The sequence below is a fragment of the Salipiger sp. CCB-MM3 genome, from assembly GCF_001687105.1.
Taxonomy (GTDB): Bacteria; Pseudomonadota; Alphaproteobacteria; order Rhodobacterales; family Rhodobacteraceae; genus Salipiger.
In genome coordinates, this window is record NZ_CP014595.1 from 1,745,788 (window position 1) to 1,770,150 (window position 24,363).

The window sequence follows — 24,363 nt, forward strand, 5'->3', positions numbered from 1 at the left end:
GACAGGCCGGGCAAAGCGAAATGAGTGATTCAGGGCGTGGCAAGGGCCGCTTGGTGGCCGACCGCCGCTATCCCAGGGCAAGCCAGAAATCCACGACAAAGCCGCAGGGCCGCAAGGCCTCTGGTGGCGGTGCAGGCGGTGGCGGCCCGTCCCGGCCCCGCAAAACCGCGCGCAAGCCCGCCCGCAAACCGGCGAAGAAGAGGAATTTTCTGGTGGCTTTCGTGCTTGGCACCTTCTCGTGGATCCTGCGCATCTTCTGGCGCATCACCTGGCGCGTGACGGCTGTCGTCGCGCTGATGCTGGCGCTTGGGGTGGGCTTTTTCTACACCCAACTGCCGCCGGTGACCGATCTGCTGGACGGGCGTGCGCGCGGCTCTGTGACGCTGATCGACCGCAATGGCGCGATCTTCGCGTGGCGCGGCGATCAGTTCGGCGGTGCGGTGACGGCAAGCAGTGTCTCCAAGCACCTCAAGAACGCGGTGATCGCGACTGAGGACAAACGTTTCTACCACCATTTCGGCGTCTCGCCGCGCGGCGTCGCCAGTGCCATCCGCATCAACCTTGCCGAGGGGCGCGGGCCGCTGTCGGGCCACGGCGGTTCGACCATCACGCAGCAGACCGCGAAACTGCTCTGCATCGGCGTCGAATATGATTCCGAGGTCTGGAAGTCCGAGGCGGATTATGTGGCCGACTGCCGCGAGTCCTCGCTGCTGCGCAAGGGCAAGGAAGCGCTCTACGCCATGGCGATGGAGCTGAAGTACACCAAGGACGAGATCCTCTCGATCTACCTCAACCGCGCCTATATGGGCGGCGGCGCCTATGGAGCCGAGGCCGCCGCAGAGCGCTACTTCGGGAAAAACGCCGCCACGCTGAACCCGCAGGAATCGGCGATGCTGGCCGGTCTGCTGACCGCGCCCTCCTCGCTGGCGCCGACCAACGATCTCGAGCGCTCGCAGGCGCGCGCGGCAACCGTGCTGCGGCTGATGGAAGATCAGGGCTATCTCTCCGATGCGGAGGAAAAAGCGGCGCAGGCCAGCCCCGCGACCCTGTCCGAAGAGGCGCAGCGCAAGACCGGCGGCTACTTCGCCGATTGGGTGATGTCGACCGGTCCCGAGTATTTCACCCGCGACACGATGGAAGATGTGGTGATCCGCACCACGCTCGATCCCAAGCTGCAGCAGGCCGCAGAAGACGCGATGAACTCGGTCTATGAAAGCAAGGTCAAGGAAGGCTCGAAGGCGCAGGCGGCGATTGTCGTCATGTCCTCGGACGGTGCGGTGCGGGCGATGGTCGGCGGGCGCAAGACCGGCGTGTCGGGCGTGTTCAACCGCGCCACGCAGGCCAAGCGGCAGACCGGCTCGGCGTTCAAGCCCTTCGTCTACGCCACCGCGCTGGAACTGGGCTATTCGCCTTATGACACGGTGGTCGACGAGCCCTTCTGCATGAATGTGCCGGGCTCGGGGCAATGGTGCCCGCAGAACTACTCGAAGACCTATAAGGGCCGCGTCACCCTGACGACCGCGCTGGCGCATTCGCTGAACATTCCGGCGGTGAAAATCTCCGAGGCGGTGGGCCGCGATCTGGTGCATAAGGTCGCCACCGACTTCGGCATCAAATCCGAGCTCAACGACGGCCCGGCGATGGCGCTCGGCACCTCCGAAGCCTCGCTGCTCGAGATGACCGGAGCCTATGCGGGCATCCTCAATGGCGGCTCGGCGGTGACGCCTTACGGCCTCGTCGATCTGCGCCTGAAGGGTGAGGACGAGGTGCTGATGGGCACCGGTGGCGGTATCCGCGAGCGGGTGATCCAGTCCGAGGCGGCAGGCCAGCTTGTGTGGATGATGGAGCATGTGGTCTCCGAAGGCACCGGCGGGCGGGCAAAGCTGCCCGACCGCGAGGTTGCGGGCAAGACCGGCACCTCCAACGATGCCCGCGACGCATGGTTCATCGGCTTCACCTCCGATTATGTGGTCGGCGTGTGGATGGGCAATGACGACAACTCGCCGCTGACCGGCGTCACTGGCGGCGGTCTGCCGGCGGAGATCTGGAGAGAGACGATGTTGCGGGTCACTGACGGCACCGAGGCCACGCCCCTGCCGGCCATCGCGCCTGCCGCACCGGAACCGGCGCAGCCGCAGGTGCAGCAGCGCCAGCCCGAGCGCCAGCGCCGCGACAACATCATCCAGCAGGTGATCCGCGATCTTCTGGGGGGCGGCTGACCCCGTCACGGGCGGCAACTTCCTTCGAAGGAAGTTGCAAAAGCCTTCGAAGGCTTTTGGCGCGGGCTTGACCTGAGCGCCCGGCGCGGACATGAGAGGCGAAATCCCGCAAAAGGAGCCGCCCTCATGTCCGCAGCCGTGTCCGATGACCGCCTGATCGTCGCCCTCGACGTGCCCAATGCCCTCGAGGGGTTGAAAATCGCCGAAGAGATCGGCGATGCCGTTTCCTTCTACAAGATCGGCCTCGGCATGCTCACCGGCGGCGGTCTGGCGCTGGCCAATGAGCTCAAGCAGGAGCACGGCAAACGCATCTTCCTCGACATGAAGTTCTTCGACATCGGCCAGACGGTGGAGAACGCGGTGCGCGGCATCGCGCAGTTCGACCTCGATTTCCTGACGGTCCACGGCGATCCGCATGTGGTGCGCGCTGCCAAGGAAGGCGCGGCGGGCTCGAATCTGAAGATCCTCGCGGTGACCATCCTGACCTCGCTGGACCGCGCCGATCTGGATGACGGGCTGATGCAGAAGGGTGATGTGGCCGATCTGGTGGTGGAACGTGCCGCGCGGGCCTTCGAGGCCGGAGCCGACGGCATCATCGCCTCGCCCATGGAAGCCGCCCGCATCCGCGCGCTTCCCGAGGCCGAGGGCCGCCTCATCGTCACCCCCGGTGTGCGCCCCGCAGGTGCCGCAGACGACGATCAGAAGCGCATCGCTACGCCCGCCAGCGCCATCGCCGCCGGGGTCGACCACATCGTCGTAGGCCGTCCGGTTTGGCGCGCGCCCTCGCCGCGCGATGCCGCGCTGGCGATCAACGTCGAACTGGCATCGCCGCAGGCGCAGCGCCCGAACAAGGGCTGAAAGGCTTGATCTGCGGCGCGCGCGGGGCTAGGCAGTCTGCATGACACGTCCGATGCCCCTTGCGAACCTTTGGTGGCCCGCCTGACATAGGCGGCCGGACTTCTCATGTTTTTCAAACAGGCCGCCGCATCGGGCGGCCTTTTTGATGTAACACACTCCATCAAGACACCCATGCGGCGACCTCCTGTTCCACACGGAGACCCACATGGACCAGACCACACTGACCCGCCCCGAGGCGGACACGCCCGCCAAGGCAAAACCCGTCATCCTCACCGGGGACCGCACCACCGGCCCGCTGCACATCGGGCATTATGCAGGCTCGCTGAAAAACCGGCTGGCGCTGCAGAACAGCCACCGGCAGTTCCTGCTGCTGGCCGACACGCAGGCGCTCACCGACAATGCCCATGACATCGGCAAGGTGCGGCGCAACGTGCTGGAGGTGGCCTGCGACTACCTTGCAGTGGGCATCGACCCGGCCAAGACCACGATCTGCCTGCAATCCCATCTGCCCGCGCTGGCCGAGCTGTCGATGCTCTATCTCAACTTCGTCACCGTCGCCCGGCTCGAGCGCAACCCGACGATCAAGGACGAGATCCGCGCCCGCGGCTTCGGGCGCGACATTCCCGCGGGCTTTCTGTGCTACCCCGCCGCGCAGGCCGCCGACATCACCGCCTTCAAGGCCACCGTCGTGCCGGTGGGCGAGGATCAGGCACCGCTGATCGAACAGTGCAACGAGGTGGTGCGGCGGGTGAACGGCGCGGCGGGCCGCATGGTGCTGCCCGAAGCGCAGGCGCTGATCCCCGAGGCCGGGCGGCTTCCGGGCATCGACGGGCGCGCCAAGATGAGCAAGTCGGGCGGCAATGCGATCCCCCTCTCGGCCTCGGAAGATGAGATCAGCCGGGCGGTGCGCGCGATGTTCACCGATCCCGATCACCTGCGCGTCGAAGACCCGGGCCGGGTCGAGGGCAATGTGGTGTTCACCTATCTCGACGCTTTCGACGAGGAGAAGGACGAGATCGCCGCGCTCAAGGAGCATTACAGGCGCGGCGGGCTCGGGGATGCGGTGCTGAAACGGCGGCTCGAGGACATTCTTCAGGCGCTGCTGGCACCGATCCGCGCGCGGCGTGCCGAGGCGGCCTCGGACCCGGCGCAGGTGCATCGGATCATCGCCGAGGGCACCCAGACCGCCCGCGAGGTCACCGAGGCGACCAAGCGCGAGGTGATGGATGCGCTGGGGCTGTTCCGGTTGTGATAGAGGGCTGTGCCGAAAGGGGGAGCGCCGCGGCGCTCTCCCTCAGTCCTCGTTGATGTCGCGCGTCCAGATTTTCGTCTGGCCCTTGCGCACGCCCATGAAGCGGCGCAGCAGCGCCCAGGCGATCAGCGCGACAACGGCGCAGATCAGCAGCAGCATCGGCCAGCCGGTGGAGAGGCCAAGCAGCAGCAGCACACCGACCACCGCCGCGCCTATGGCGAATCCGAGGAACACATAGGCCGGGCTCACCACTTCGAGCACCAGCAGCACCACCGCTGCCGCCAGCCAGACCCACCAGAGCTGGATCATGGCTTGCGTCCGGTGAGCAGGGTGAAGGCGTCGGCGAAAGCGTCGAGCGCATTGGAGGGCAGCACGATGGTCTGCTTGCCGTCGCCCTGTCCGAGCGCCACCAGCGCCTCGACCTGCTTGAGCGCCACCTGATATTGCGCCGCCTCGAGGCCGTTCTGTGCGATCGCCTCGGCCACCACCTGCGTCGCATAGGCCTCGGCATCGGCCGAGATACGGCGGGCCTTGGCGGTCTGCTCGGCGGCATAGAGATCGGCGTCGGCGGCCAGTTCGACCGCGCGCTTGCGGCCCTCGGCCTCGGTGACCTGCGCGCGGCGGGCGCGCTCGGCGTTGAGCTGCTGCAACATGGCGTCGCGGGTCTGCTGGTCGAGGTTCACATCGAGGATCTCGGCGCGGGTGACCTCGATGCCCCAGTCGTCCACGGCGTCCTCGACGTTGCCCTTGATGGTGGAAATCAGCGCGGCCCGGTTGGACTGCACCTCATCAAGCTCCATCTTGCCAATCTCGGCGCGGACGATACCCGCGACGGTCGTGGCGATCGCGGCATCCACGTCGCGGATGCGGTAGACGGTCTTTTCCGGCTCGAGGATGCGGTAGAACACCGAGGTCTCCACTTCGACCAGAACGTTGTCGGCGGTGATCGCATCCTGATTGGCGTTAGGCAGCTGGCGCTCGAGGATCGAGACCTTATGGGCGATGCGATCCAGAAACGGCACGATGAAGTTGATCCCCGGCCCAAGCACCGCGCGCAGCCGCCCGAAGCGTTCGACCACATGTTTCTCGGACTGCGGCACGATCCGCACGCCCAGCACGATGCACAGGATCACGAAGCCGGCGAGCAGCAGGATCACGAGGTTGCCCCCGAGCAGGTCGAGTATCACATCTTCCGCAGTCATCAATTTTCCCCATCCCCTAGAGGCGCGCTGGCGCTGGATCCCATCCCGTGGCAGGGGGCGCTGCCCCCTCGGCGCATGCGCGCCTCACCCCCGGCGTATTTTCAAAGAGAAGAAGGGGCTTGGGGAAATTATGCCCGCAGCTTGACGCGGCGGGAAGCGATTTTGGGCGAAGCATTTCGAGGTGTCGCGTTCGCGCCTCACGCGGCTGTGTAAAGCGCAAAATAGGCGCGATGGAACTGTCTGGCGAATTGTGACGTTTTACCCACAATCAGGAGACAAGCCATGACCGAGATGACCACGCAGATCGGCGAAATGCGCTACAACGCCGCCGAAGGACAGTTCGAAGCCCTCGTGACCTTTCACACCGACGCGGGTCGGCTGCGCGTTGCCAGCAGTTTCGCCGCCCCGGTGACCACCCAGCCCGATGCCGCCGAGCGCGTGCTGGTCTCGCGCGCCCTTGCGTCGCTCGACCAAGACGGCACGCTGCAGGCGCGCACCATGCCGCTGCCGTCGGAGCGCGTGCGGCGCACCCGTGCCGCCGTTGCCGAACGCCGGGGCTTGGGCTGGCTGTCGCTGTTCCGCGCGGCCTGAGCGCATTCGGCGCGCTGGCGCGGCCTTAGCCCGCCGCGCTTTGCAGGATCGACAGGTAGTCGCGCAGCACCGTGCGGAAATGCGGGATCGCATCCTCGCGGGCGGCGAATTCTTCGGCCGCCATCATTTCCCAGCCTTCGCCCTCGCCGCCCCAGACGACATTGTCGATACGTTCGGCGGGCAGATGGGCGGCGTAATACCACAGCCCGTCGCGGAAATGCTCCCATGTGAGCGAGTCTGGCGTCAGCGTCAGGCCCACCTCTTCGGTGGTCTCGCGCAGGGCGCATTCGGCGGGGGTCTCTCCGGGCTCGCGCGCGCCGCCGGGGAAATCGAGATAGCCGGGCCAGGGAATGCCCTCGGTGTGGTCGCGGCGCAGGATCAGCAGGTCGTCACCCAGAAATAGGATCAGCTTGGCGCCCCTGAAGTCGTCTCTGCTGGGGTCTTTCGCCGGTTCGGTGCTCATCAAAAAATCGCCTTTCGCAAATCCTGTACTGGTGACTGTGGCAGCCGCCCGGGAAGCTATTCTATAGTTCCCCCGTAGCATCTTCACATCGAAAGATCCCCCCATGCCCGCGCTCTGCCGCGATTGCCTCACCGAGTTTGACCACGGATCGCGCTGCCCGTCCTGCGGGCGCCCGCGGATCGTGCGGCATGAGGAGCTTTGGGACCTCTCCATCGCCCATATGGATTGCGATGCCTTCTATGCAACCGTCGAAAAACGCGAAAATCCCGAGCTTGCCGACAAGCCGGTGATCGTCGGCGGCGGCAAGCGCGGGGTGGTCTCCACCGCCTGCTACGTGGCGCGCATCCGCGGCGTGCGCTCTGCCATGCCGATGTTTCAGGCGCTGAAGCTCTGCCCCGACGCGGTGGTGGTGAAACCGCGTATGGAGCTTTACGTCGAGGTCTCGCGGCAGATCCGGGCGCTGATGGAAGAGCTGACCCCGGCGATCGAGCCGCTGTCGCTGGATGAGGCGTTTCTCGACCTTACCGGCACGGCGCGGCTGCATGGCCATCCGCCCGCGGTGATGATGGCGCGTCTGGTCAAACGCATGCGCGAGGAGCTGGGGGTCACCGGCTCGGTCGGCCTGTCGCACAATAAATTCCTCGCCAAGATTGCCTCGGACCTCGACAAGCCGCATGGGTTCTCGGTGATCGGCAAGGCCGAGACCGCCGAGTTCCTGCGGCCCAAATCGGTGCGGATGATCTGGGGTGTCGGCATGGCCTCGCAGGAGGCGCTGGAGCGCGCCGGGATCCGCACCTTCGAGGATTTGCTGCGCTGGGAGCAGCGCGATCTCATCCAGCGCTTCGGCTCGATGGGGCAGCGCCTGTGGCATCTGGCCCGCGGCGAGGACAGCCGCCGGGTGACGCGCAACGCGCCGGTCAAAAGCATCTCCAACGAGACCACGTTCTCCGAAGACACCGGTGATCCCGATTTGCTCGACGGGCACCTCTGGCGCATGTGCGAGAAGGTCGCGGACCGCGCCAAGGCCAAGGGGCTTGCGGGGCGGGTGGTGACGCTGAAGGTCAAACGCGCCGATTTCAAGCTGATCACCCGACGGCAGTCGCTGGCAGATGGCGATGCCACGCAAATGGCCGACCGTATCTACCGCACGGCGCGCGCCATGCTCGACACGCTGGAGCGGCAGGGACCGTGGCGGCTTTTGGGGGCAGGGATTTCCGAACTGGTGGACGCCGAACAGGCCGATCGCGGCGGCGATTTGCTGGACCCGGACGCGGGCAGGCGCGCGGCGGCGGAACGGGCGACGGATGCGATCCGCGCGCGGTTCGGCGACAGTGCCATCGTCAAGGGCCGCGCGCTGCGCTGAAGCAGCTCAGCGACCGCGGTTCAGCAACTCGTCCTCCTCGTCCTCGGGATCAAAGCCGAGGGCTTCGAGCCCGGCTTCGAGATGGTCGGCAAGATGCGGCGTGCCGATCAGATAGTCGGCGGTGGGCGTAGAGGCTTCGGTGAGCGCGGTGCGATAGGCCTCGGCCCATTCGTCGGCATCGAAGGCATCTCTGCCGATCCACATCACCGCGACCAGCGCGGCCTGCTCCTCTTCGCTCATGCGGTCGATGAAGCCGCGCAGCTCGCCCTCGGCACGCTCGATCTCGCGGGCCATCAGGATCACGGCGGCAATTGTGCGGACGCTGATTTCTTCCATGGCGCGTCTCCTTTCTTCGCGCACACCATGGAGAAAAGCCTACACCCCCACCTTGATCTGCGACAAGCGGCGGGTGGAGATCAGCGGCGTGTCAGCCGGTCAGTGTCAGCCGGTAAGGCCAAGCGCGCGGTGCAGGAAGTGCAGCGCGTCGGAGGCCACCGCGTCATGGACCGCCGCGCGGTCCTCGGCGGTGCTGCCGCAGAGCGCGGGATCGCCGCCTTCTTCTTCCAGCAGCTTGGCGCCATCGGGCGTGCAGCGGGCAAAGAGGTCGTAGAGCCGGGCATCCTCCAGCGGGCGCACCTCGATTCCGGCTTGCACCGCGAGGCGCGTCTCTCCGGCGGCAGGCTCGGCAAGCCCATAGACCTTCGTCGCCGCGCGGCGCGGCGCCAGCGTCTCGGGGCGGAACTCGGCGAGATACTCCGGCGCCAATGCGAGCACCGCGCGGACCCGAGGGTCGCGCCGCTCGAGCGAGAGGGCTTGCACATCGACACTGGCCGGATCGACGCCGCCCTCGGCAAACCAGTCGCAATCGGGCGCGGGATGCGAGGAGTCGCAGTTGCGCGCATAGGCCGCGGTATCAATCTGTCCGCCGCCCAGCATCAGCGCTGCCGTGCCGCCAAGCGCGACACCGGCCACCGCTACGCGGGTCTCGTCGATGCGCATCTGCCAGTCGGGATCGCTCAGCAGCAGATCAAGCGCCTGAGCCATTTCCGCCGGACGCCGCCAGATCTCGCCCACCGCGCTGGCCTGATCGCGCGGGCGCTGGCCGCTGACCTCGGCGACAATGAACCCGCCCGCCGCCAGTTTCGCGGCCAGCCACGCGCCGCTCTGCTCGGCGGAGCGCAGCCCGCCGTGCGACAGCAGGACCAGCGGCAGCTTGCCGGGCTGCGGCGAGGCTTCGCGCTGCGCGGGGGTGCCCTCGAACACGGCATTGCGGCCGACGAGTTCCGAGGCGCCCGCATCGCTTTGTGCGGGGTACCAGATGGTCATCGAAATGCCGCGGTCGAAGTTCGCCTCGGGCCGGACCATGGTACTGACACCGACGGCGGTCGCGCCCTCTTCGGCAAAGCCGGGAACGGCGAGCAGGGCCGCAAGGGCAAGGCCGGTCAGGCGGGCAATCATCGTCATGTCCTTGGCGAGTCGAACGGAAAGTCAGGTCTGCCGTGGCAATGGCACGATCTGACCCTCGGGCGCCAGATCTTCGAAATCAAAATTGTCCAGTTTTTGGGCACGGCGCCCGGCTTTCTCGGCGCTGGTGCGAATTTCCGAGAGATCCCGCGCGGCCATGCCGAAGTGCCGGTCGAGGTTCTCCACGCGCGCACCGAGCCGGTCCATGTCCTGCGCGAGCAGCGCTAGCTCGCGGCGGATGGCGCCCGCCTGCTCGCGCATCCGCGCGTCTTTCAGCACCGCGCGAAGCGTGTTGAGCGTGGCCATGCAGGTGGTCGGCGAGACGATCCAGACCTTCATGCCGAAGCCTTCGCGCACCATCTCGGGGAAGTTGCCGTGCAATTCGGCATAGACCGCCTCGGAGGGCAGGAACATCAGCGCGCTTTCGGCGGTCTCGCCATCGAGGATGTAGCGGTCCGAGATGTCGCGGATGTGCTTGCGCACCGACATGCGGAAGGCCTGAGATGCGCGCTGCTTGGCCTCGGGCGTCTCGGCGCGGCGCAGCATCTCATAGGCTTCGAGCGGGAATTTCGCGTCGATGACGATATGACCCGGCGGCTCCGGCAGCTTGATCAGGCAATCGGCGCGGCGGCCGTTCGACAGGGTGGCCTGCAGCCGGTAGCTGTCGGCGGGCAGGGCTTGGGTGACGATGTCGCGCAGCTGGATCTCGCCAAAGGCACCGCGGGTCTGCTTGTTCGACAGGATGTCCTGCAGCGACAGCACGTCGCCCGAGAGCCGGGTGATGTTCTCCTGCGCCTGATCGATGGTCTTCAGCCGCTCTTGCAACTGGCCCAGCGAATGCGCGGTGCGGCGGGCATTGCCGTGCAGGTTCTCAGTCATGCTCTGCTGCACCTGCGCCAGCCGCTTTTCCATCAATTGCAGCATGGCGTTCTGGCTTTTGACCTGCGCCTCGGAGACATGGTGCAACCCGCCCGAAAGCCGTTCCTGCCCTTCGGACAGCGCCTGCACCCGCTGCGACAGCTGGCTGAGCGGGTAGCCAAGGCGGGCGGCGCGGTTCGAGGCGCGGATCGCCATGATCATCAGGACCGCAAGCAGCGCCGCCCCGGCAGCGGCCCAGAGGCGCGGGTCACTCGCGGCGATGCTCTGCCCGGCGATTTCGATCATGTGCGGCCGAACAGCCTCTCGATATCGGAGAGCCGCAGTTCGACATAGGTGGGGCGCCCGTGGTTGCACTGGCCGGAATGGGGCGTCGCCTCCATCTCGCGCAGCAGGGCGTTCATTTCTTCGGCGCGCATCCGGCGGCCCGAACGGATCGAGCCGTGGCAGGCGACGCGGCTGAGGATCGCCTCGAGCTTTTCCTGCACCAACTGCGAGCTGCCGTAGTCCGAAAGCTCGTCGAGGATGTCCTTGATCAGCGCCTCGGCGTTGACCTCGCCAAGGATCGCCGGGGTTTCGCGCACTGCCAGCGCCGAGCCGCCAAAGGGCTCGACCGACAGACCCATGCGGCCCAGGTCCTCGGCGATATCGAGGATGCGCGAAAGGTCGTCCTGCGACAGCTCGACGATCTCGGGGATCAGCAGCGCCTGCGCCGCGACGCCGCGTTCGGCCATCTGGCGCTTGAGCTTTTCATAGACCAGCCGTTCATGCGCCGCGTGCTGATCGACGATGACGATGCCGCTTTCGGTCTGGGCGATGATGTAATTCTCGTGCACTTGCCCGCGCGCCGCGCCAAGCGGCAGATGGGCGGCCTCGGGCTCGGCCGGAGCGTCTTCGACCACGCGGCCCGACCAGCTGCCCTGCATCTCGGCAAAGCCCTGCGGCTGCGGCACGCGCGGCGGGGCCGGGACGAAGTTGGGATCGGGGGCCTGCGCGGCATAGGCGGCGCTGCGCGCGCCTGCCGACGGACGGTCCATTTGGTAGACGCGTGGGCTGCTGATGGCCTGCTGCGGCGCACCCAGCGGCGCGCCGCCGCCATAGGCACCAAAACTGTCGGTCTGCGAGGGCTGCTGGTGCAGCGGCATCTGCTGGCCATCCGGAAGCGGTGCGCGCATCTCGGGGCGCAGCGCCGCCAGCGTCTCGGAGGCGACGGTGCTCGAGGCGCGGTGCCCCGCCTCAGCCAGCGCATGACGCAGCGCCGAGACGATCAGCCCGCGCACGATGCCAGGCTCGCGAAAGCGCACCTCGGATTTCGCCGGGTGCACGTTCACGTCCACCTTATGCGGATCGCAGTCGACAAACAGCGCCACCGCCGGGTGCCGCTCGCGGCTGAGGTAGTCGGCATAGGCGCCGCGCAGCGCGCCATGCAGCAGCTTGTCCTGCACCGGGCGACCGTTAACGAAAAGATGCTGCGCCACCGACGAGCCGCGCGAATAGGTCGGCAGGGCGGCGTAGCCGGTCAGCCGGAAGCCCTCGCGCTCGGCGTCGATGGCCAGCGCGTTCTCGGTGAACTCGGCGCCCAGCACCTGCGAGAGCCGCCCGCGCAGCGCGTCGAAAAGATCGCCCGAGACCGAGTCGGCGCGGAAGGTCACCCGGTCCTTGCCCTGCGACACGTCGCGCAGGGTGAAGGCGACCGAGGGTTCGGCCATGGCGATGCGCTTCATCACGTCCGAGATGCCCATCATCTCGGCACGGTCGGTGCGCAGGAACTTCAGCCGGGCCGGGGTGGCGAAGAAGAGATCGCGCAGCGTGACCACCGTGCCGCGGTTCAGGGCCGCCGGTTTCACCGCACCCATCTGCCCGCCCGAGACGCTGATCTCTGCGCCTTCCTCACCCGGAATGCGGCTCTGGATGGTCAGCCGCCCCACCGCGCCCAGCGAGGGCAGCGCCTCGCCGCGGAAGCCGAAGCTGTGGATGTTCAGCAGGTCCGAGCCGTCGATCTTCGAGGTGGCGTGGCGCGACAGCGCCAGCGGAAGCTCATCCGCGCCCATGCCGCAGCCATCGTCGGTCACCCGGATCAGCGTCTTGCCGCCATCGGCGATCTCGACCGTGACGCGGGTGGCCCCTGCGTCGACGGCATTCTCCACCAGTTCCTTCACCGCCGACGCAGGACGTTCCACCACCTCGCCAGCGGCGATGCGGTTGATGGCGGCGTCGTCGAGCTGACGAATAACAGGACGCATATTGGGGGTGTGGGTGTTCATGCCACCATACCTAGCAGGGTTCGCGCGATTCTGGAACGGGGCGCAGGGCGCTCAATCCGCCGCCAGAGGCGCCGCTTCTCCGCCCGAGACGGCCAGCGCATCCCCCGGCGCAACCACCACCATCAGCCCGCGCTTGCCGCCGTTGAGCACGATCCGCTCGGCCCCCATCGCGGCAGCCTCAAAGACCACGGGCGCGCGCTTCTTTTGCCCGAAAGGGCTGATCCCGCCGGTGTGCATCCCCGTCAGCCGCTCGGCCTTGGCGGGGTCCATCATCTGCGCCGACTTGCCGCCAAAGGCGCTGGCCACCCGCTTCATCGACAGCGAGCCCCCCGAGGGGATGACCGCGCAGCAGGGCTTGCCGTCAACTTCAACCATCAGGGTCTTCAGCACCTTGTCGGGGTCCCAGCCAATCGCCTCGGCGGCATGCAGTCCGATCTGCGCCTGCCCGGAGACATAGTCGTACTCCAGCAACTCGAACGCCACCTTGGCGCGCATCAGCGCCTGCGTGGCCGGTGTGCCCTTGCTCATGCCAGACCTCTCATGCCCTATAGCCCATCTGCCGGTCGACCCACATAAGGATCACCGCAACCACCTGCGCCTGCTCGTCCTTGCTCAACGCGCGCCCCGCCGGCATCCCGTGCCATTTCGCCAGACATCCCCTGCAGCAGGTCGCCGTGGCGTGCTGGGCGATGAACACCGGATGGCCGCGCATGGGCGTCTGCTTGCCGTCGTTGCGCGGCTCCGCCGGGGCCAGCCGGTCCGCGATGAAATCGCGCGCATGCGAGAGGATCGTCTCGCGGCCCTTTGCGTCGGCATAGGCCCGTTCCTCGGGGCCAAGGCGAAAGCGGCTGCGGAACTTCGACCGGGCCAGCCGTTCGAACAGCTGATCCGGGGCGCTCATTCCATGCTCTCGATATAGGTGCGCACCGCATCCTGCACGTGGCGGAACCGATCGCCGCCCAGATGCTTGCCGCCGTACCAGCGGGTCACCACGATGATGTGGCCCTTCAGCCCCTCACGCTCGAGCATGCGCAGGATCACCATGCCCGCGCCGCTCTCGCCATCATCGTTCTTGATCGGCGCGTCCTCGGTCAGCAGACCCCATGTGTTATGCGTGGCCTTGGCGAACTTCTTGTTGCGCTTCAACTCTTTGAGGAAGGCCTTGGCCTCCTCCTCCGAGGCGCAGGGCCCGCCCGAGACGGCATATTTGGAGCCGCGGTCGCTGATGATGTTCTCGAGAGTGCGCATGGCGAAGAGGTATTGCGCGCCGCGGCAGGGCGCAAGACCTCAGCCGCCGAGGTAGCCGCGCTCGATCTCCAGCAGCCGTTGCTTGCGCCAAAGCCCGCCTCCATAGCCGGTGAGCGAGCCGTCGGCCCCGATCACCCGGTGGCAGGGGATCACCAGCGCGATCTGGTTGGCACCATTGGCCTGCGCCACCGCCCGCGTGGCCGTGGGCCGCCCCAGCGCCTGCGCCAGCGCGCCGTAGCTGCGTGTCTCGCCCGCCGGGATCTCGCGCAGGGCGCGCCAGACCGATTTGGTGAACTCCGAGCCATGCAGCGCCAGCGGTGTGTCGAACTGCGCGCTCTCCCCGGCGAAGAACCGCGCCAGCTCATCGCGGATCTGCTCCGATGGCGCGAACTGCCCCACGCCGATCTCGCCGCCCGCGCCCTTGCGCAGCTTTTCCAGCTCGCGCGGCAGCGCCTTGCGGTCCATGAATTCGAGCAGGTGCAGATGGCTCTTGGAGCAGACCGAGACCATGTCGCCCAGCGGTGTCTCGATCCAATCGGCGCGCAGCATGGCATCCGGCCTCAAGGCGCCCGGCGCCACCCCAAGCGCCTTGGCAAAGCCCGCGCGGAAGGCCGAGGCGCTCTCGAACCCGGCATCCAGCTGCGCCTCGATCACCGGCGCGCCCGAGGCCAGCGCGGTGAACCCCTCGCGCAGCCGCCGCTGCCGGGCCATTTCGAGGAAGGTCATGCCGAACTGCCGCTTGAAGGCGCGGCGCACGGTCGAGGGATCAAGCCCCATGGCCACCAGATCCGGCTCGGACCAGCGGAAGGCGGGGCGCGCGTCCAGCGCTTGCAGCAGCTTGGCAATAACCGGATCACCCTTGGCCATGGGCGCCAGCGGATGGCAGCGCTTGCAGGGGCGGAAGCCCGCGGTGATGCATTCGCCCACGGTCTCGAAAAAGCTGCAGTTCTCGCGCAGCGGTTTTCGGGCCGGGCAGGTCAGGCGGCAGAAGATGCCGGTCGAGGCGACGCCGACGTAGGCCCGCCCGTCAAACGACGGGTCCCGGTCGAGCAGCGCCTGATAGAGCGTGTCGGGATCTGGAAGAGCAAACAGCATGGCGCGACTCTACCTGATCCCTGCGCGGCGCGCCGCCGGAAATCGGGCGTCTATTACGGCGCTCGCGCCGCCCCCCTTGTCATTGGCGTGGGCAAGACCAATTGTCAGGACAGGTTCAGAAATCGCGATATGAAAGGAGTCCCGTCATGAAGACCGAAGAAGTGGGCAGCGCCCTGCTCGAAACATGGTCGGTGGACGAGGTGGCCGAGGCCTTCGACAAGGGCGAGATCGTGCTGATCGACGTGCGCACGCCGCAGGAATATATGTTCGAGCACATCGAAGGCGCGCTCTTGATGCCCATGGCCTTCTTCCGCGCCGACAAGCTGCCGGGCCAGAGCGACAAGCGCATCGTCTTCCACTGCGGCTCGGGTGTGCGGTCCGAGAAAGTGGCGCGCGCCGCCATCGCCGCGGGCTTCTCGCGCGTGGCGCATATGGAGGGCGGCTTCGGCGGCTGGAAGGGCGCTAAACAGCCCTACATCGGCACCAATATGGCCACTGGGGCGCCGACGCCGATCAGCTGATCTTCTTCTCTTTGAAAATACGCCGGGGGGTGAGCCCGGCACGGGCGAGGGGGGCAGCGCCCCCCTGTGTCCCCACTCAACCTCGGCTGGTCACCCGGTCATAGCGCTGCCGCGCCACATCCTCGTCGCGTGTCGCCTTGCGATCGGCGGCCAGCGCCGCCTCCACATACCCCAGATGCGCCTGCACCGCCGCGCGGGCCGCCGTGGCATCGCGCGCCTGCAGCGCCGCGTTGATCGCCCGGTGCTGCTCCAGCAGCGCCTCGCGCGTGGTGCGTTGCTTGAACATGATCGAGCGGTTGTAGAACACGCCCTCACGCAGCAGCTGATACATCGAGCGCATCATATGCAGCATGATGACATTGTGGCTGGCTTCGATGATCGCGAGGTGGAAATCCGCATCGAGCCGCGCTTCCTCGGAGGGGTTGCGCTTCTGATGCGCCGCTTCCATGCGGGTGAAAAGCGCGTCGATCACCTTCAGGTCCGATGGCGTGCCGTGCAGCGCCGCGCGCTCGGCCGCCAGCCCCTCCATGTCGCGCCGGAAGCTGAGATAGTCAAAGACCGCCTCGTCGTGCTTTTCGAAAAGCTGGATCAGCGCGTCCGAGAAAGCCGACCCCAGCACTTCGGTGACGAAAATGCCCGCACCGGCGCGAGTCTCCAGCAGGCCGCGGCCCTGCAGGTCGGCCACCGCCTCGCGCAGAGAGGGGCGCGACACGCCGAGCCGTTCCGACAGTTCGCGCTCGGCAGGCAGGCGCTCGCCTGGGCGCAGGATGCCGCGCAGGATCAGCTCTTCGATCTGGCGCACCACGGCGCTGGACAGTTTCTCGGACTGGACGGGGCGAAAGGGCATCGGAAGGGTCCTGAGAGGCGGGAATTGGTCAGATCATATGACCACTCACGCCATCTCTCAAGCGCGACGGAAGGATAGCCTCGCCTTAGCGGGGCGCCTACCAGCGCGAAAGCGCGTCCTCGTCCTCATCCTTGGCGGCGACCCATGAGGTGCCCTCCGCGCCGCTTTCCTTCTTCCAGAAGGGCGCGCGGGATTTGAGATAGTCCATCAGATACTCAGCGGCCTCGAAAGCATGGCCGCGGTGCTTCGAGGCGGTGGCGACCATCATGATGCGCTCGCCCGGACCCATGCGGCCATAGCGGTGGATCACCAGTACTTCGCCAAGATCCCAGCGCGCCTCCGCCTCGGCGGCGATTTTCTCCAGCGCTTTTTGGGTCATGCCCGGATAATGCTCGATCTCCATGGTCTCGAGCGTGCCCGACACGTCGCGCACCACGCCGGTGAAGGTCACCACGGCGCCCATGTCGGTGCGGCCCGCGGCGAAGCCCTCAGCCTCGGCCCCGAAATCAAAGGGCTCTTCCTGCACGGAAACGCGGATCGCCATGGGCTCAGCCCCCGGTCATCGGCGGAAAGAAGGCCACCTCGCGCACGCCCGCAAGCGGGGCGTCGAATTCCGACAGTTCCTGATCCAGCGCCACGCGCAGCGCCGAAAGGTCGGAAAAGGCCATGGCGTAGCGCTCTTCGCGCCCGCGCAGTTCCTCGATCAACTCGTTGACTGTGGCGGCTTCGGTTTCGATCCGCTCTTTCGGCAGGCCGATGCGCTCGCGCACCCATGCGAAATACAGAAGGTCCATCAGCGGTCATCCTTCAGATGCGGCAGGGCCTTGGTGAAATAGTCCCAGCCGGTGATCATCGTCAGCGAGGCGGCGATCCACAACAGCGTGAGGCCAAGGTGGCCGGACCAGATCATCCCGGTCTCCTGCCAGCGCAGCCCATGCGGATCGGCGCCGCCAGCATCCAGCGCGCGGGTCACCACGCGATCGTCCAGCGCCTCGATGCTGAGAGCAAGGTAATGCTCGAACACGCCCTGCGCAAAGAGGGTGGCGATGGCGATCATCTGGAAGGTGGTTTTCCACTTGGCCAGCTTGGTCACCTTCAGCGTGCCCGCCACATCGCCGAGATATTCGCGCAGCCCCGAGACAAAGACCTCGCGGAAGAGGATCATTGTCGCGGGCAGCACCAGCCACGGCGACATCGACGAATAGCCGACGATCACCATCAGCGCGATCACCACCATCGCCTTGTCAGCGATGGGATCGAGCATGGCGCCGATCTTGCTTTCCTGCCCCCAGAGCCGGGCGAGATAGCCGTCGAACCAATCGGTGATCGCGGCGCCGACAAACAGCAGCAGCGCAAACCAATCGGCCAGCGGTCGCGAAAAATAAAGAAACATCACCGCCACGCCGGGAGCGGCGAGCAGGCGAAGGGCGGTGAGGATATTTGGCAGGTTCCAGCGCATGCGCCTTACGTAGCGCGGTTTATCGGGCGGGGAAAGACGCCTCACGCGTCGGTGCTGCGGCGAAATCGCTCGACATAGGCGGCGCGGGCCTGCGGCAGCGGACGGTCGCGCAATGTGGGGGCCATATGGCTTTCGAGAAAGAAGCCCGTGGTGCGCAGCGCTTCGAGGACCTCGCCGTCGCCGCCGGGGCCTTCGCCTTTGAGAATGTCGGGCAGGGGCAGCAGCCGGTCGGCCCATTTGCCCGCAGCCTGACGTGAGACTGCGCGGCCGGTGCGGGGCGAGACGAAACACAGCTCTTCATTGGTGCCGCGCACCGCGCAGGCCGACAGATCAAGGCCAAAACCCATCTCGTCGAGTAACGCCATTTCCCAACGCAGATAGGCTAGCGGCCAGAGATCGCGCTCGGGCAGCAGATCCAGAAGCTGCTCGGTGCGGGCATAGAGCTTGGGGTGCGCCTCGCGCTCGGGCAGCGAGAAGCTGAGCAGCGCGCAGACCGCGTTGAGCCCGGCCAGCGACAGGCGGTCCGACAGCGCATTGGCGGCGCGCGAGCGCTGCGGCTCGGCGGTGAAGGCGCCCATGTGATCCTCGAGCCGGGCCTTCCACGTCAGGTCAAGCTGGGCGCCGGGCTGCAGGCTGGGCGCGATCCGGCGCGAGGCTCCACCGCGCAGCACACCCAAGTGCCGCCCGTGATTTGGCGTGAAGACCTCGAGGATGGCCGAGCTTTCGCCGTGCCTGCGCGAGGTCAGAAGGATGCCGGTGTCGCGCCATTCCATGCGCGCACTGTCGGGCTTTGGCCCTGTGGGGGCAAGAGGGGGCACGGCATACCTCGGCGCGGTGCTGCGGGATGAGGGGGCTGTCACGAAAGCCTCGGATTTGTGCCCTAGGCTGCCAAGGGCCTCTGCGGTGTCCAACCTCCGCCGGTTTCACCTCGGTGTGACGCGCCTTCGCTTGATCTCGCAATAATCCCCGCTTTGCAGTAGCATGGACGACCCCGGAGACATGCCATGACCCAGACACGCCGCCTGACTGCCCTGCTCATCGCCGTGCTCGCCTTCGGCGCGCTGTGGCTGCAGGTGCATGTGGGGCTGGACCGCAGGCCAGACCGCGAGGTCTGGGAAGAGCTCTGGCGGCTGGGGCGCTATTTCACCATCCTCACGAACCTCATGGTCGCGGTGACTTTTGCCGCCATCGCTGGTGGCCACCGGCCAAGGCCGTGGTGGACCGCCGCCGTAACGCTGTGGATTCTCATCGTCGCCATCGTCTACCACGGGCTGCTGGCGCGCCCGCTCGATGGCATCCGCTGGTGGTCGGACATGGCGGTGCACACCTTCGTGCCCACCGCGGTCGTGGTCTGGTGGCTGATGCTGGCGCGCAAGGACGGGCTGGCCCCGCGGCATGCGGTGTACTGGCTGCTCTGGCCGTTGCTCTATGTCAGCTACGCGCTGATCCGCGGCGAGTTCGACGGGCGGCACCCCTATTTCTTCATCGACCCGCATGAGGTCGGCTGGCCGGGGGTGGGGCTGTGGTGCGTCGCGCTGGGGCTGAGCTTCTGGCTCGGCGGGCTGGGGATGGTGGCGCTGGGGCGGTTTCTCAGCCGTCCATCTGATCGAGCAGATGGCGCCCCTGACGGTCCTCAAGCTCGATGACCCAGAGATCGGGGTCGAACTCGCGCTGTTTGCTCACGCGCGCATCGACCTCATATTCCGGCCCTTCGGCCAGCACGGCCCAGCGGCGCGCGCCGGTCATCAGGTCCCATTCGCGGGAATAGGCCACCGCCAGCCCGTCGAGCGTGGCGAGCTTGACGATCACCGCGCCCGCGGTGTCATCGCCATGGGCGGTGACATAGGCGGGGATGTCCTGCAGCGACAAAAGCCGCAGGTAGCCCCCGACCCAGACATGCGTGGCGAGCCGAGGCTCAGGCATTGCCGTCCTTGAAATCGAGGCCCATCTCGGAATAGCGCTCGGCGTCTTCGAGCCAGTTCTCGCGGACCTTCACCTGCAGGAAAAGGTGCACCTTGCGGCCGAGGAACTCTTCAAGCTCGGCGCGGGCAGCCTGCGACACGGCCTTGATCGTCTCGCCCTTCTTGCCCAGCACGATGCCCTTGTGGCCGTCGCGGGTGACATAGATCATCTGGTCGATGCGGGCGGAGCCATCCTTGCGCTCTTCCCAGTTCTCGGTCTCGACCGTCAGCTGGTACGGCAGTTCCTGATGCAGGCGCAGGGTGAGCTTCTCGCGGGTCATCTCGGCGGCGATCATGCGCATCGGCAGGTCGGCGATCTGATCCTCGGGATAGAGCCACGGGCTCTCGGGCAGCTGTTCGGCCAGCCATTTGCGCAGCGTGTCGACCCCATGGCCGCGCTCGGCAGAGATCATGAAGGTCTCGGCGAATGTGTAGGCGTCGTTCATCTTCTGGGTCAGCGCCAGCAGATCCTCGGCCTTCACCCGGTCGATCTTGTTGATCGCCAGCGCCACCGTGCGCCCCTGCGGCAGGTCGCGCAGACCTTCGAGGATCGCCTTTACCCCGTCGGTCATGCCGCGGTGCGCCTCGATCAGCAGCACGATCACATCCGCATCCGACGCGCCGCCCCATGCCGCCGCCACCATGGCGCGGTCGAGCCGACGGCGCGGTTTGAACAGGCCCGGCGTGTCGACGAACACAAGCTGGCTGTCACCTTCGAGGGCCACGCCGCGAATGCGAGCGCGGGTGGTCTGCACCTTGTGGGTGACGATCGAGACCTTGGCTCCCACCATGCGGTTGGTGAGGGTCGACTTGCCCGCGTTGGGCTCGCCGATCAGGGCGACAAATCCGGCGCGTGTGGTCATTGGGGCGTATCCGTTACTGACGATCAGAGGCCCTTACAGGCTTTTGCGGCGCGGGGCCAGAGCGGCCGCTGCGGATCAACGTATAGCATCCCGAGACGACAATCAGCAGTGCTCCTGCAAGCGTCCAGAGATCCGGGCGCTCGCCGAAGAGCAAATAGGCAAAGACCAGCGCCACCAGCAGCCGGGAATAGCGGAACGGCGCAACCACCGAGACCTCGCCGGTGCGCATCGCACGGGTCAGCGCGGTATAGGCGGTGACGCCCACCACGCCGGTGGCCAGCAGACGCAAGATCTCGGAGGTTTGCGGCAGGCGCGGCGGGGCCGGATCGAAGGGCAGCAGCAGCAGCCCCGCGACGGTGACCACCGCAAAGCCCAGCACGCCCAGTTGCTTGGCCGAGACGGCGGGCGGCGCAGCACGGGTGTAAAGATCGCGCATGGCAAAGCCGAACATCGCCGCCAGCGAGAGCAGCGCGTCGAGGCGGAAAGCCTCGGGGGTGGGCCGCACGATCAGCAGAACGCCGATGAAGCCCACCGCCATGGCGGCCCAGCGGCGCGGGCCAACCGGCTCTTTGAGCAGCAGCGCGGCCCCGGCGGTGACCACCAGCGGCGCGGCCTGCAGGATCGAAGAGGTGACCGACAGCGGCGTAAAGGCCAGCGACAGCGCGAAGAAGAGCCGCCCCATGATCTCGAAGAAGGTGCGGATCATCAGCTGCGAGCGGAACATGGCCGGATGCAGCACTGCCTCGCCCGCGCGCATGGTCATGGCGACGTAAAGGCTCATGCCGGTAAGGCCGAAGATCACCGTCGCCTCGCCCGGCGGCAGGCCGGGGGTCACGGATTTGAACAGCGCGTCCTCAACGGCGAAAAGCGTCATGGCCAGCACCATGAAGGCCGCTCCGGTGGCATTGCCGCTCAGCCGCGGGGCGGCGCTGTCAGCCATCTGCGGTGAGGTTTGCAAGCAGCGTCGCGGCGGCTTCCTGTTCGGCCTTGCGCTTCGAGCCGGCGGTGGCCTGCGCGCTTTGGCCCGAGGTCAGCCGCACCTCGATGGTGAAGACCGGCGCGTGATCGGGGCCGGAGCGCGAGGTCTCGACATAGGCAGGCGGGGTCATGCCGCGCGCCTGCGCCCATTCCTGCAGCGAGGTCTTGGGGTCGCGCGCATCCTGCTGCACGGTCGAGACACGTTCGCCCCAAAGCCGCAGGATCATCTCGCGCGCCACTTCGAAGCCGCCGTCCAGATAGACCGCGGCGATCACCGCTTCCATCGCATCGCCCAGAAGCGCCTGCTTGCGCCGCCCGCCCGACATCATCTCGGAGCGGCCCAGTTTCAGCGCCGCGCCCAGATCGACCTCGCGCGCCACTTCGGCGCAGGCCTCTTTGCGCACCAGCGCGTTGTAGCGCGGCGCAAGCTGACCCTCGCTGGCCTTGCGGTCCTCGGAGAGCAGCGCTTCGGCCATCACGAGGCCGAGCACGCGGTCGCCGAGAAACTCGAGCCGCTGGTTGTCTTCGCGGCCGGGGCCGGACATCGACGAATGGGTGACGGCACGGCGCAGAAGCTCGGGCCGGTCGAACCGGTGCCCGAGCCGCTGCTCAAGTGCTTCTATCTCGGCGGAACGCTTCATGTGATCTTGTGGAAGAACCGGTCGGAGCGCCAGGTCCAGAAGAACAGCATCGACCGGCCCGCAGAGGAGAACATGACGCGCGTCGCCTTGCCGATGATGTTCTCGAAGGGCACGAAGCCGACGCCGCCCGCGGCATTGGGCACGCGGCTGTCGGCAGAGTTGTCGCGGTTGTCGCCCATCATGAAGAAATGACCCTCGGGCACGGTGTAGATCGGGGTGTTGTCCGACCCCTGCATGCCGATGTTGAGGATATCATGCTTCACGCCGTTGGGCAGCGTTTCCGTCCAGCGCGATTTCTCGCAGACCCCGCCGGTGCCGACCGGGCCGTTCTCGCAGCGCGGACGCAGACCTTGCGGGCCCTGCGGCTCGGCGGTTTCGGTGAAGGTGCCGTTGGCTTCGACCTCGACAGGGGTGCCGTTGATGTAGAGCAGACCCTGCTTGACCTGAATCTGATCGCCGGGCAGGCCGATCACCCGCTTGATGAAGTCGGTGCCATTGACCGGGTGGCGGAAGACCACCACGTCGCCGCGCTCGGGCTCGGAGCCGAACAGGCGGGTGTTGTCGCCGTCAAGAAAGCCGCAGATGTCGCGTGCGTCGATGTCGATGCCGATGGAGTTCAGGCGGATCGACGGGCAGGAGGCGTAGGAATAGCCGTAGGTCATCTTGTTGACGAAGAGGAAGTCGCCGATCAGCAGCGTGTCCTTCATCGAGCCCGAGGGAATCCAGAACGGCTGGAAGAACAGCGTGCGGAAGACGCCCGCGATGACCAGCGCCCAGAACACCGTCTTGACGGTTTCCCAGATCCCGCCCGATTTCTCTTCTTTCGCCATGGAAATCCGCCCCTGTGCCTCGATGTGCCTTGGTTTCTTGGCTTCATGGGCGGGGGAGGGGAGAGTGTCAAGCGGGGGCTGCCGCGTGGCAAATCTCTTCGAAGGGATTTGCAAAACCCTTCGAAGGGTTTTGTGCGCGCGTTACCCTTCCGTGATCGGCCCGGGTTTGGCGTGGGCGTGGGGGCGGGCCTCGATGACCACGAAGGCCTGCGCCCAAGGGTGATCGTCGGTGAGGGTGACATGGATGATCGCCTCGTGACCGTCCGGCGTCATCGCGTCGAGCCGCTCCTTCGCCCAGCCGGTCACCTGCATCACCGGCTGGCCGGTGGGCAGATTGGTCACCGCCATGTCCTTCCACGCGATGCCCATGCGCAGCCCGGTGCCGAGCGCCTTGGAGCAGGCCTCTTTGGCGGCCCAGCGTTTGGCATAGGTGCCCGCGACATCGCGGCGGCGTTCGGCCTTGCGCTGCTCGGTCTCGGTGAAGACACGGTTGCGGAACCGATCCCCGAAGCGCGCCAGCGTCGCTTCGATGCGCTCGATATTCGCAAGATCGGTGCCGATGCCGAGGATCATCCGGGCAGTTTCCTTTGTTCGGGGGCGGGCCTCAGGCCCGCGCCGCGTCCATCAGGCGGCGCATCTCGGTGATCGCCGGGCCGAGACCGCGGAAGATCGCCTCGCCGATCAGGAAATGGCCGATGTTGAGCTCCATCACCTCGGGGAAGGCGGCGATGGGGGTCACCGTGTCATAGGTCAGCCCGTGTCCGGCATGCACCTCGAGCCCCAGCGAATGAGCGAAGGCCGACATGTCGCGCAGGCGCTCAAGCTCGGCGTCGCGCTCGGCGAATTTCTCTTCCGCGTGCAGGTCGCAATAGGCGCCGGTGTGCAGTTCGATGACCTGCGCGCCGATCCGGTGCGCGGCTTCGATCTGCGGCTTGTCGGGGGCGATGAAGATCGACACCCGGCAGCCTGCCTCGCGCAGCGGCGCGATGAAATGCGCCAGCCGGTTTTCTTCGCGCGCCACTTCCAGCCCGCCCTCGGTGGTGCGTTCCTCGCGCTTTTCGGGAACGATGCAGACCGCGTGCGGCTTGTGGCGCAGCGCGATGGCCTGCATCTCGTCGGTGGCGGCCATCTCGAAGTTGAGCGGCACCGACAGAGTGCTCATCAGCCCGTCGATATCCGCGTCCGAGATGTGCCGGCGGTCTTCGCGCAGATGCGCGGTGATGCCATCGGCGCCCGCCTCTTCGGCCAGTTTCGCGGCGCGCAGCGGGCAGGGGTAGGCGCTGCCGCGCGCGTTGCGCACGGTGGCGACATGGTCGATGTTGACGCCCAGTCTCAGGCGTCCGGCGTAGTCGCTCATCGGAAATCCTC

The 24,363-nt window shown here is 66.9% G+C and carries 30 protein-coding genes; 7 read left to right on the forward strand and 23 right to left on the reverse strand.

From position 1 onward, the window contains the following. Nucleotides 1–20 precede the first annotated feature (20 nt). The 3 genes from AYJ57_RS08410 (at nucleotide 21) to trpS (ending at nucleotide 4,329) form a co-directional block, all read left to right on the forward strand. The gene (locus AYJ57_RS08410) at nucleotides 21–2,219 is read left to right on the forward strand and encodes a transglycosylase domain-containing protein (RefSeq protein ID WP_066103693.1); all 2,199 of its coding nucleotides are present in this window, start codon (nucleotides 21–23) and stop codon (nucleotides 2,217–2,219) included. A gap of 126 nt (nucleotides 2,220–2,345) precedes the next feature. Then, nucleotides 2,346–3,077, forward strand: coding sequence for an orotidine-5'-phosphate decarboxylase (pyrF, locus tag AYJ57_RS08415; protein WP_066103695.1), 732 nt, complete (start codon nucleotides 2,346–2,348; stop codon nucleotides 3,075–3,077). 205 nt (nucleotides 3,078–3,282) lie between these two features. Next, nucleotides 3,283–4,329 (forward strand): tryptophan--tRNA ligase, encoded by a 1,047-nt coding sequence (gene trpS, locus AYJ57_RS08420; RefSeq protein ID WP_066103697.1) that lies wholly within the window; start codon nucleotides 3,283–3,285, stop codon nucleotides 4,327–4,329. Between the two features lie 42 nt (nucleotides 4,330–4,371). Here trpS and AYJ57_RS08425 read toward each other — a convergent pair whose 3' ends face one another. Both AYJ57_RS08425 and AYJ57_RS08430 read right to left on the reverse strand, forming a co-directional pair. Beyond that, entirely contained in the window at nucleotides 4,372–4,638 is a 267-nt protein-coding gene (locus AYJ57_RS08425) for a hypothetical protein (protein WP_066103699.1), read from the reverse strand. After that, a complete protein-coding gene (locus AYJ57_RS08430; protein ID WP_066103701.1) occupies nucleotides 4,635–5,531 on the reverse strand; it encodes an SPFH domain-containing protein in 897 nt (298 codons plus the stop codon). The genes AYJ57_RS08425 and AYJ57_RS08430 overlap by 4 nt, the downstream gene beginning before the upstream one ends. A 282-nt stretch (nucleotides 5,532–5,813) precedes the next feature. Between AYJ57_RS08430 and AYJ57_RS08435 the strand changes: the two genes are divergently transcribed. Beyond that, entirely contained in the window at nucleotides 5,814–6,122 is a 309-nt protein-coding gene (locus AYJ57_RS08435; protein WP_066103703.1) for a hypothetical protein, read from the forward strand. A gap of 25 nt (nucleotides 6,123–6,147) precedes the next feature. On the opposite strand, the gene AYJ57_RS08440 is transcribed toward AYJ57_RS08435, so the two are convergent. Then, entirely contained in the window at nucleotides 6,148–6,585 is a 438-nt protein-coding gene (locus tag AYJ57_RS08440) for an NUDIX domain-containing protein (RefSeq protein ID WP_066103705.1), read from the reverse strand. Between the two features lie 103 nt (nucleotides 6,586–6,688). Between AYJ57_RS08440 and AYJ57_RS08445 the strand changes: the two genes are divergently transcribed. Continuing rightward, nucleotides 6,689–7,948, forward strand: coding sequence for a DNA polymerase IV (locus AYJ57_RS08445; protein ID WP_066103707.1), 1,260 nt, complete (start codon nucleotides 6,689–6,691; stop codon nucleotides 7,946–7,948). A gap of 6 nt (nucleotides 7,949–7,954) precedes the next feature. Here AYJ57_RS08445 and AYJ57_RS08450 read toward each other — a convergent pair whose 3' ends face one another. From AYJ57_RS08450 to AYJ57_RS08485, 8 genes are all read right to left on the reverse strand, one after another. Beyond that, nucleotides 7,955–8,284, reverse strand: a complete 330-nt coding sequence (locus AYJ57_RS08450) for a DUF3775 domain-containing protein (protein WP_066103709.1) — start codon at nucleotides 8,282–8,284, stop codon at nucleotides 7,955–7,957. A 105-nt stretch (nucleotides 8,285–8,389) separates the two neighbouring features. Next, complete coding sequence (locus AYJ57_RS08455) at nucleotides 8,390–9,406, reverse strand: alpha/beta hydrolase family protein (RefSeq protein WP_066103710.1); 1,017 nt, start codon at nucleotides 9,404–9,406, stop codon at nucleotides 8,390–8,392. A gap of 30 nt (nucleotides 9,407–9,436) precedes the next feature. Then, nucleotides 9,437–10,576 (reverse strand): DNA recombination protein RmuC, encoded by a 1,140-nt coding sequence (locus AYJ57_RS08460; RefSeq protein ID WP_066103712.1) that lies wholly within the window; start codon nucleotides 10,574–10,576, stop codon nucleotides 9,437–9,439. Beyond that, nucleotides 10,573–12,552 (reverse strand): DNA mismatch repair endonuclease MutL, encoded by a 1,980-nt coding sequence (mutL, locus tag AYJ57_RS08465; protein WP_066103713.1) that lies wholly within the window; start codon nucleotides 12,550–12,552, stop codon nucleotides 10,573–10,575. Before mutL ends, AYJ57_RS08460 begins: the two co-directional genes overlap by 4 nt. Before the next feature lie 51 nt (nucleotides 12,553–12,603). Further along, nucleotides 12,604–13,080 (reverse strand): aminoacyl-tRNA deacylase, encoded by a 477-nt coding sequence (locus tag AYJ57_RS08470; RefSeq protein ID WP_066103715.1) that lies wholly within the window; start codon nucleotides 13,078–13,080, stop codon nucleotides 12,604–12,606. A gap of 10 nt (nucleotides 13,081–13,090) precedes the next feature. Continuing rightward, nucleotides 13,091–13,453, reverse strand: a complete 363-nt coding sequence (locus AYJ57_RS08475; protein WP_066103718.1) for a DUF4186 domain-containing protein — start codon at nucleotides 13,451–13,453, stop codon at nucleotides 13,091–13,093. Beyond that, nucleotides 13,450–13,800 (reverse strand): YigZ family protein, encoded by a 351-nt coding sequence (locus AYJ57_RS08480; protein WP_066103720.1) that lies wholly within the window; start codon nucleotides 13,798–13,800, stop codon nucleotides 13,450–13,452. The genes AYJ57_RS08475 and AYJ57_RS08480 overlap by 4 nt, the downstream gene beginning before the upstream one ends. A gap of 39 nt (nucleotides 13,801–13,839) precedes the next feature. Next, nucleotides 13,840–14,895, reverse strand: a complete 1,056-nt coding sequence (locus tag AYJ57_RS08485) for a bifunctional transcriptional activator/DNA repair enzyme AdaA (RefSeq protein WP_066103722.1) — start codon at nucleotides 14,893–14,895, stop codon at nucleotides 13,840–13,842. Nucleotides 14,896–15,041: 146 nt separating this feature from the next. Here AYJ57_RS08485 and AYJ57_RS08490 point away from each other — a divergent pair, with 146 nt between their 5' ends. Then, nucleotides 15,042–15,416, forward strand: coding sequence for a rhodanese-like domain-containing protein (locus AYJ57_RS08490; RefSeq protein ID WP_066103724.1), 375 nt, complete (start codon nucleotides 15,042–15,044; stop codon nucleotides 15,414–15,416). Between the two features lie 76 nt (nucleotides 15,417–15,492). Here AYJ57_RS08490 and AYJ57_RS08495 read toward each other — a convergent pair whose 3' ends face one another. From AYJ57_RS08495 to recO, 5 genes are all read right to left on the reverse strand, one after another. After that, complete coding sequence (locus AYJ57_RS08495; protein ID WP_066103726.1) at nucleotides 15,493–16,263, reverse strand: FadR/GntR family transcriptional regulator; 771 nt, start codon at nucleotides 16,261–16,263, stop codon at nucleotides 15,493–15,495. 97 nt (nucleotides 16,264–16,360) lie between these two features. Continuing rightward, nucleotides 16,361–16,807, reverse strand: coding sequence for a molybdenum cofactor biosynthesis protein MoaE (locus AYJ57_RS08500; protein ID WP_066103728.1), 447 nt, complete (start codon nucleotides 16,805–16,807; stop codon nucleotides 16,361–16,363). 4 nt (nucleotides 16,808–16,811) lie between these two features. Beyond that, entirely contained in the window at nucleotides 16,812–17,057 is a 246-nt protein-coding gene (gene moaD / locus AYJ57_RS08505; RefSeq protein WP_066103731.1) for a molybdopterin converting factor subunit 1, read from the reverse strand. Next, nucleotides 17,057–17,722: a CDP-diacylglycerol--glycerol-3-phosphate 3-phosphatidyltransferase gene (gene pgsA, locus AYJ57_RS08510; RefSeq protein WP_066103733.1), complete on the reverse strand. Its 666-nt coding sequence runs from the start codon at nucleotides 17,720–17,722 to the stop codon at nucleotides 17,057–17,059. The genes moaD and pgsA overlap by 1 nt, the downstream gene beginning before the upstream one ends. A gap of 41 nt (nucleotides 17,723–17,763) precedes the next feature. Further along, nucleotides 17,764–18,495 carry a DNA repair protein RecO gene (gene recO, locus AYJ57_RS08515; RefSeq protein WP_066103738.1) on the reverse strand — a complete coding sequence of 244 codons (732 nt, stop codon included), beginning with the start codon at nucleotides 18,493–18,495 and terminating at the stop codon, nucleotides 17,764–17,766. Between the two features lie 231 nt (nucleotides 18,496–18,726). Here recO and AYJ57_RS08520 point away from each other — a divergent pair, with 231 nt between their 5' ends. Beyond that, on the forward strand, nucleotides 18,727–19,368 hold the full coding sequence (locus AYJ57_RS08520) for a Pr6Pr family membrane protein (RefSeq protein ID WP_066103739.1): 642 nt from the start codon (nucleotides 18,727–18,729) through the stop codon (nucleotides 19,366–19,368). On the opposite strand, the gene AYJ57_RS08525 is transcribed toward AYJ57_RS08520, so the two are convergent. From AYJ57_RS08525 to AYJ57_RS08555, 7 genes are all read right to left on the reverse strand, one after another. Then, nucleotides 19,313–19,645, reverse strand: coding sequence for a DUF1491 family protein (locus tag AYJ57_RS08525; RefSeq protein ID WP_066103740.1), 333 nt, complete (start codon nucleotides 19,643–19,645; stop codon nucleotides 19,313–19,315). The genes AYJ57_RS08520 and AYJ57_RS08525 overlap by 56 nt on opposite strands. Then, nucleotides 19,638–20,546, reverse strand: a complete 909-nt coding sequence (gene era / locus AYJ57_RS08530) for a GTPase Era (protein ID WP_066103741.1) — start codon at nucleotides 20,544–20,546, stop codon at nucleotides 19,638–19,640. The genes AYJ57_RS08525 and era overlap by 8 nt, the downstream gene beginning before the upstream one ends. Before the next feature lie 13 nt (nucleotides 20,547–20,559). Next, nucleotides 20,560–21,486, reverse strand: a complete 927-nt coding sequence (locus AYJ57_RS08535; RefSeq protein WP_066103744.1) for a DMT family transporter — start codon at nucleotides 21,484–21,486, stop codon at nucleotides 20,560–20,562. Then, nucleotides 21,479–22,165, reverse strand: a complete 687-nt coding sequence (gene rnc, locus AYJ57_RS08540; RefSeq protein WP_066103748.1) for a ribonuclease III — start codon at nucleotides 22,163–22,165, stop codon at nucleotides 21,479–21,481. The genes AYJ57_RS08535 and rnc overlap by 8 nt, the downstream gene beginning before the upstream one ends. After that, nucleotides 22,162–22,995: a signal peptidase I gene (gene lepB / locus AYJ57_RS08545; protein ID WP_066103750.1), complete on the reverse strand. Its 834-nt coding sequence runs from the start codon at nucleotides 22,993–22,995 to the stop codon at nucleotides 22,162–22,164. Before lepB ends, rnc begins: the two co-directional genes overlap by 4 nt. Nucleotides 22,996–23,136: 141 nt before the next feature. Beyond that, entirely contained in the window at nucleotides 23,137–23,568 is a 432-nt protein-coding gene (gene acpS, locus AYJ57_RS08550) for a holo-ACP synthase (RefSeq protein WP_066103752.1), read from the reverse strand. 31 nt (nucleotides 23,569–23,599) lie between these two features. Then, nucleotides 23,600–24,352 (reverse strand): pyridoxine 5'-phosphate synthase, encoded by a 753-nt coding sequence (locus tag AYJ57_RS08555; RefSeq protein ID WP_066103755.1) that lies wholly within the window; start codon nucleotides 24,350–24,352, stop codon nucleotides 23,600–23,602. Between the last annotated feature and the right edge of the window lie 11 nt (nucleotides 24,353–24,363).

Excerpts from the sequence above, each read along its gene's own strand:
- AYJ57_RS08520 (WP_066103739.1), top strand. The coding sequence starts at position 18,727 with ATGACCCAGACACGCCGCCTGACTGCCCTGCTCATCGCCGTGCTCGCC.
- AYJ57_RS08425 (WP_066103699.1), bottom strand. The coding sequence starts at position 4,638 with ATGATCCAGCTCTGGTGGGTCTGGCTGGCGGCAGCGGTGGTGCTGCTG.
- acpS (WP_066103752.1), bottom strand. The coding sequence starts at position 23,568 with ATGATCCTCGGCATCGGCACCGATCTTGCGAATATCGAGCGCATCGAA.
- AYJ57_RS08445 (WP_066103707.1), top strand. The coding sequence starts at position 6,689 with ATGCCCGCGCTCTGCCGCGATTGCCTCACCGAGTTTGACCACGGATCG.
- era (WP_066103741.1), bottom strand. The coding sequence starts at position 20,546 with ATGACCACACGCGCCGGATTTGTCGCCCTGATCGGCGAGCCCAACGCG.
- AYJ57_RS08430 (WP_066103701.1), bottom strand. The coding sequence starts at position 5,531 with ATGACTGCGGAAGATGTGATACTCGACCTGCTCGGGGGCAACCTCGTG.
- recO (WP_066103738.1), bottom strand. The coding sequence starts at position 18,495 with ATGGAATGGCGCGACACCGGCATCCTTCTGACCTCGCGCAGGCACGGC.
- AYJ57_RS08450 (WP_066103709.1), bottom strand. The coding sequence starts at position 8,284 with ATGGAAGAAATCAGCGTCCGCACAATTGCCGCCGTGATCCTGATGGCC.
- rnc (WP_066103748.1), bottom strand. The coding sequence starts at position 22,165 with ATGAAGCGTTCCGCCGAGATAGAAGCACTTGAGCAGCGGCTCGGGCAC.
- AYJ57_RS08500 (WP_066103728.1), bottom strand. The coding sequence starts at position 16,807 with ATGGCGATCCGCGTTTCCGTGCAGGAAGAGCCCTTTGATTTCGGGGCC.
- AYJ57_RS08440 (WP_066103705.1), bottom strand. The coding sequence starts at position 6,585 with ATGAGCACCGAACCGGCGAAAGACCCCAGCAGAGACGACTTCAGGGGC.
- AYJ57_RS08435 (WP_066103703.1), top strand. The coding sequence starts at position 5,814 with ATGACCGAGATGACCACGCAGATCGGCGAAATGCGCTACAACGCCGCC.
- moaD (WP_066103731.1), bottom strand. The coding sequence starts at position 17,057 with ATGGACCTTCTGTATTTCGCATGGGTGCGCGAGCGCATCGGCCTGCCG.
- AYJ57_RS08525 (WP_066103740.1), bottom strand. The coding sequence starts at position 19,645 with ATGCCTGAGCCTCGGCTCGCCACGCATGTCTGGGTCGGGGGCTACCTG.
- lepB (WP_066103750.1), bottom strand. The coding sequence starts at position 22,995 with ATGGCGAAAGAAGAGAAATCGGGCGGGATCTGGGAAACCGTCAAGACG.
- pyrF (WP_066103695.1), top strand. The coding sequence starts at position 2,346 with ATGTCCGCAGCCGTGTCCGATGACCGCCTGATCGTCGCCCTCGACGTG.
- AYJ57_RS08480 (WP_066103720.1), bottom strand. The coding sequence starts at position 13,800 with ATGCGCACTCTCGAGAACATCATCAGCGACCGCGGCTCCAAATATGCC.
- AYJ57_RS08410 (WP_066103693.1), top strand. The coding sequence starts at position 21 with ATGAGTGATTCAGGGCGTGGCAAGGGCCGCTTGGTGGCCGACCGCCGC.
- AYJ57_RS08470 (WP_066103715.1), bottom strand. The coding sequence starts at position 13,080 with ATGAGCAAGGGCACACCGGCCACGCAGGCGCTGATGCGCGCCAAGGTG.
- AYJ57_RS08455 (WP_066103710.1), bottom strand. The coding sequence starts at position 9,406 with ATGATTGCCCGCCTGACCGGCCTTGCCCTTGCGGCCCTGCTCGCCGTT.
- trpS (WP_066103697.1), top strand. The coding sequence starts at position 3,283 with ATGGACCAGACCACACTGACCCGCCCCGAGGCGGACACGCCCGCCAAG.
- AYJ57_RS08495 (WP_066103726.1), bottom strand. The coding sequence starts at position 16,263 with ATGCCCTTTCGCCCCGTCCAGTCCGAGAAACTGTCCAGCGCCGTGGTG.
- pgsA (WP_066103733.1), bottom strand. The coding sequence starts at position 17,722 with ATGCGCTGGAACCTGCCAAATATCCTCACCGCCCTTCGCCTGCTCGCC.
- AYJ57_RS08475 (WP_066103718.1), bottom strand. The coding sequence starts at position 13,453 with ATGAGCGCCCCGGATCAGCTGTTCGAACGGCTGGCCCGGTCGAAGTTC.
- AYJ57_RS08460 (WP_066103712.1), bottom strand. The coding sequence starts at position 10,576 with ATGATCGAAATCGCCGGGCAGAGCATCGCCGCGAGTGACCCGCGCCTC.
- mutL (WP_066103713.1), bottom strand. The coding sequence starts at position 12,552 with ATGAACACCCACACCCCCAATATGCGTCCTGTTATTCGTCAGCTCGAC.
- AYJ57_RS08490 (WP_066103724.1), top strand. The coding sequence starts at position 15,042 with ATGAAGACCGAAGAAGTGGGCAGCGCCCTGCTCGAAACATGGTCGGTG.
- AYJ57_RS08535 (WP_066103744.1), bottom strand. The coding sequence starts at position 21,486 with ATGGCTGACAGCGCCGCCCCGCGGCTGAGCGGCAATGCCACCGGAGCG.
- AYJ57_RS08555 (WP_066103755.1), bottom strand. The coding sequence starts at position 24,352 with ATGAGCGACTACGCCGGACGCCTGAGACTGGGCGTCAACATCGACCAT.
- AYJ57_RS08485 (WP_066103722.1), bottom strand. The coding sequence starts at position 14,895 with ATGCTGTTTGCTCTTCCAGATCCCGACACGCTCTATCAGGCGCTGCTC.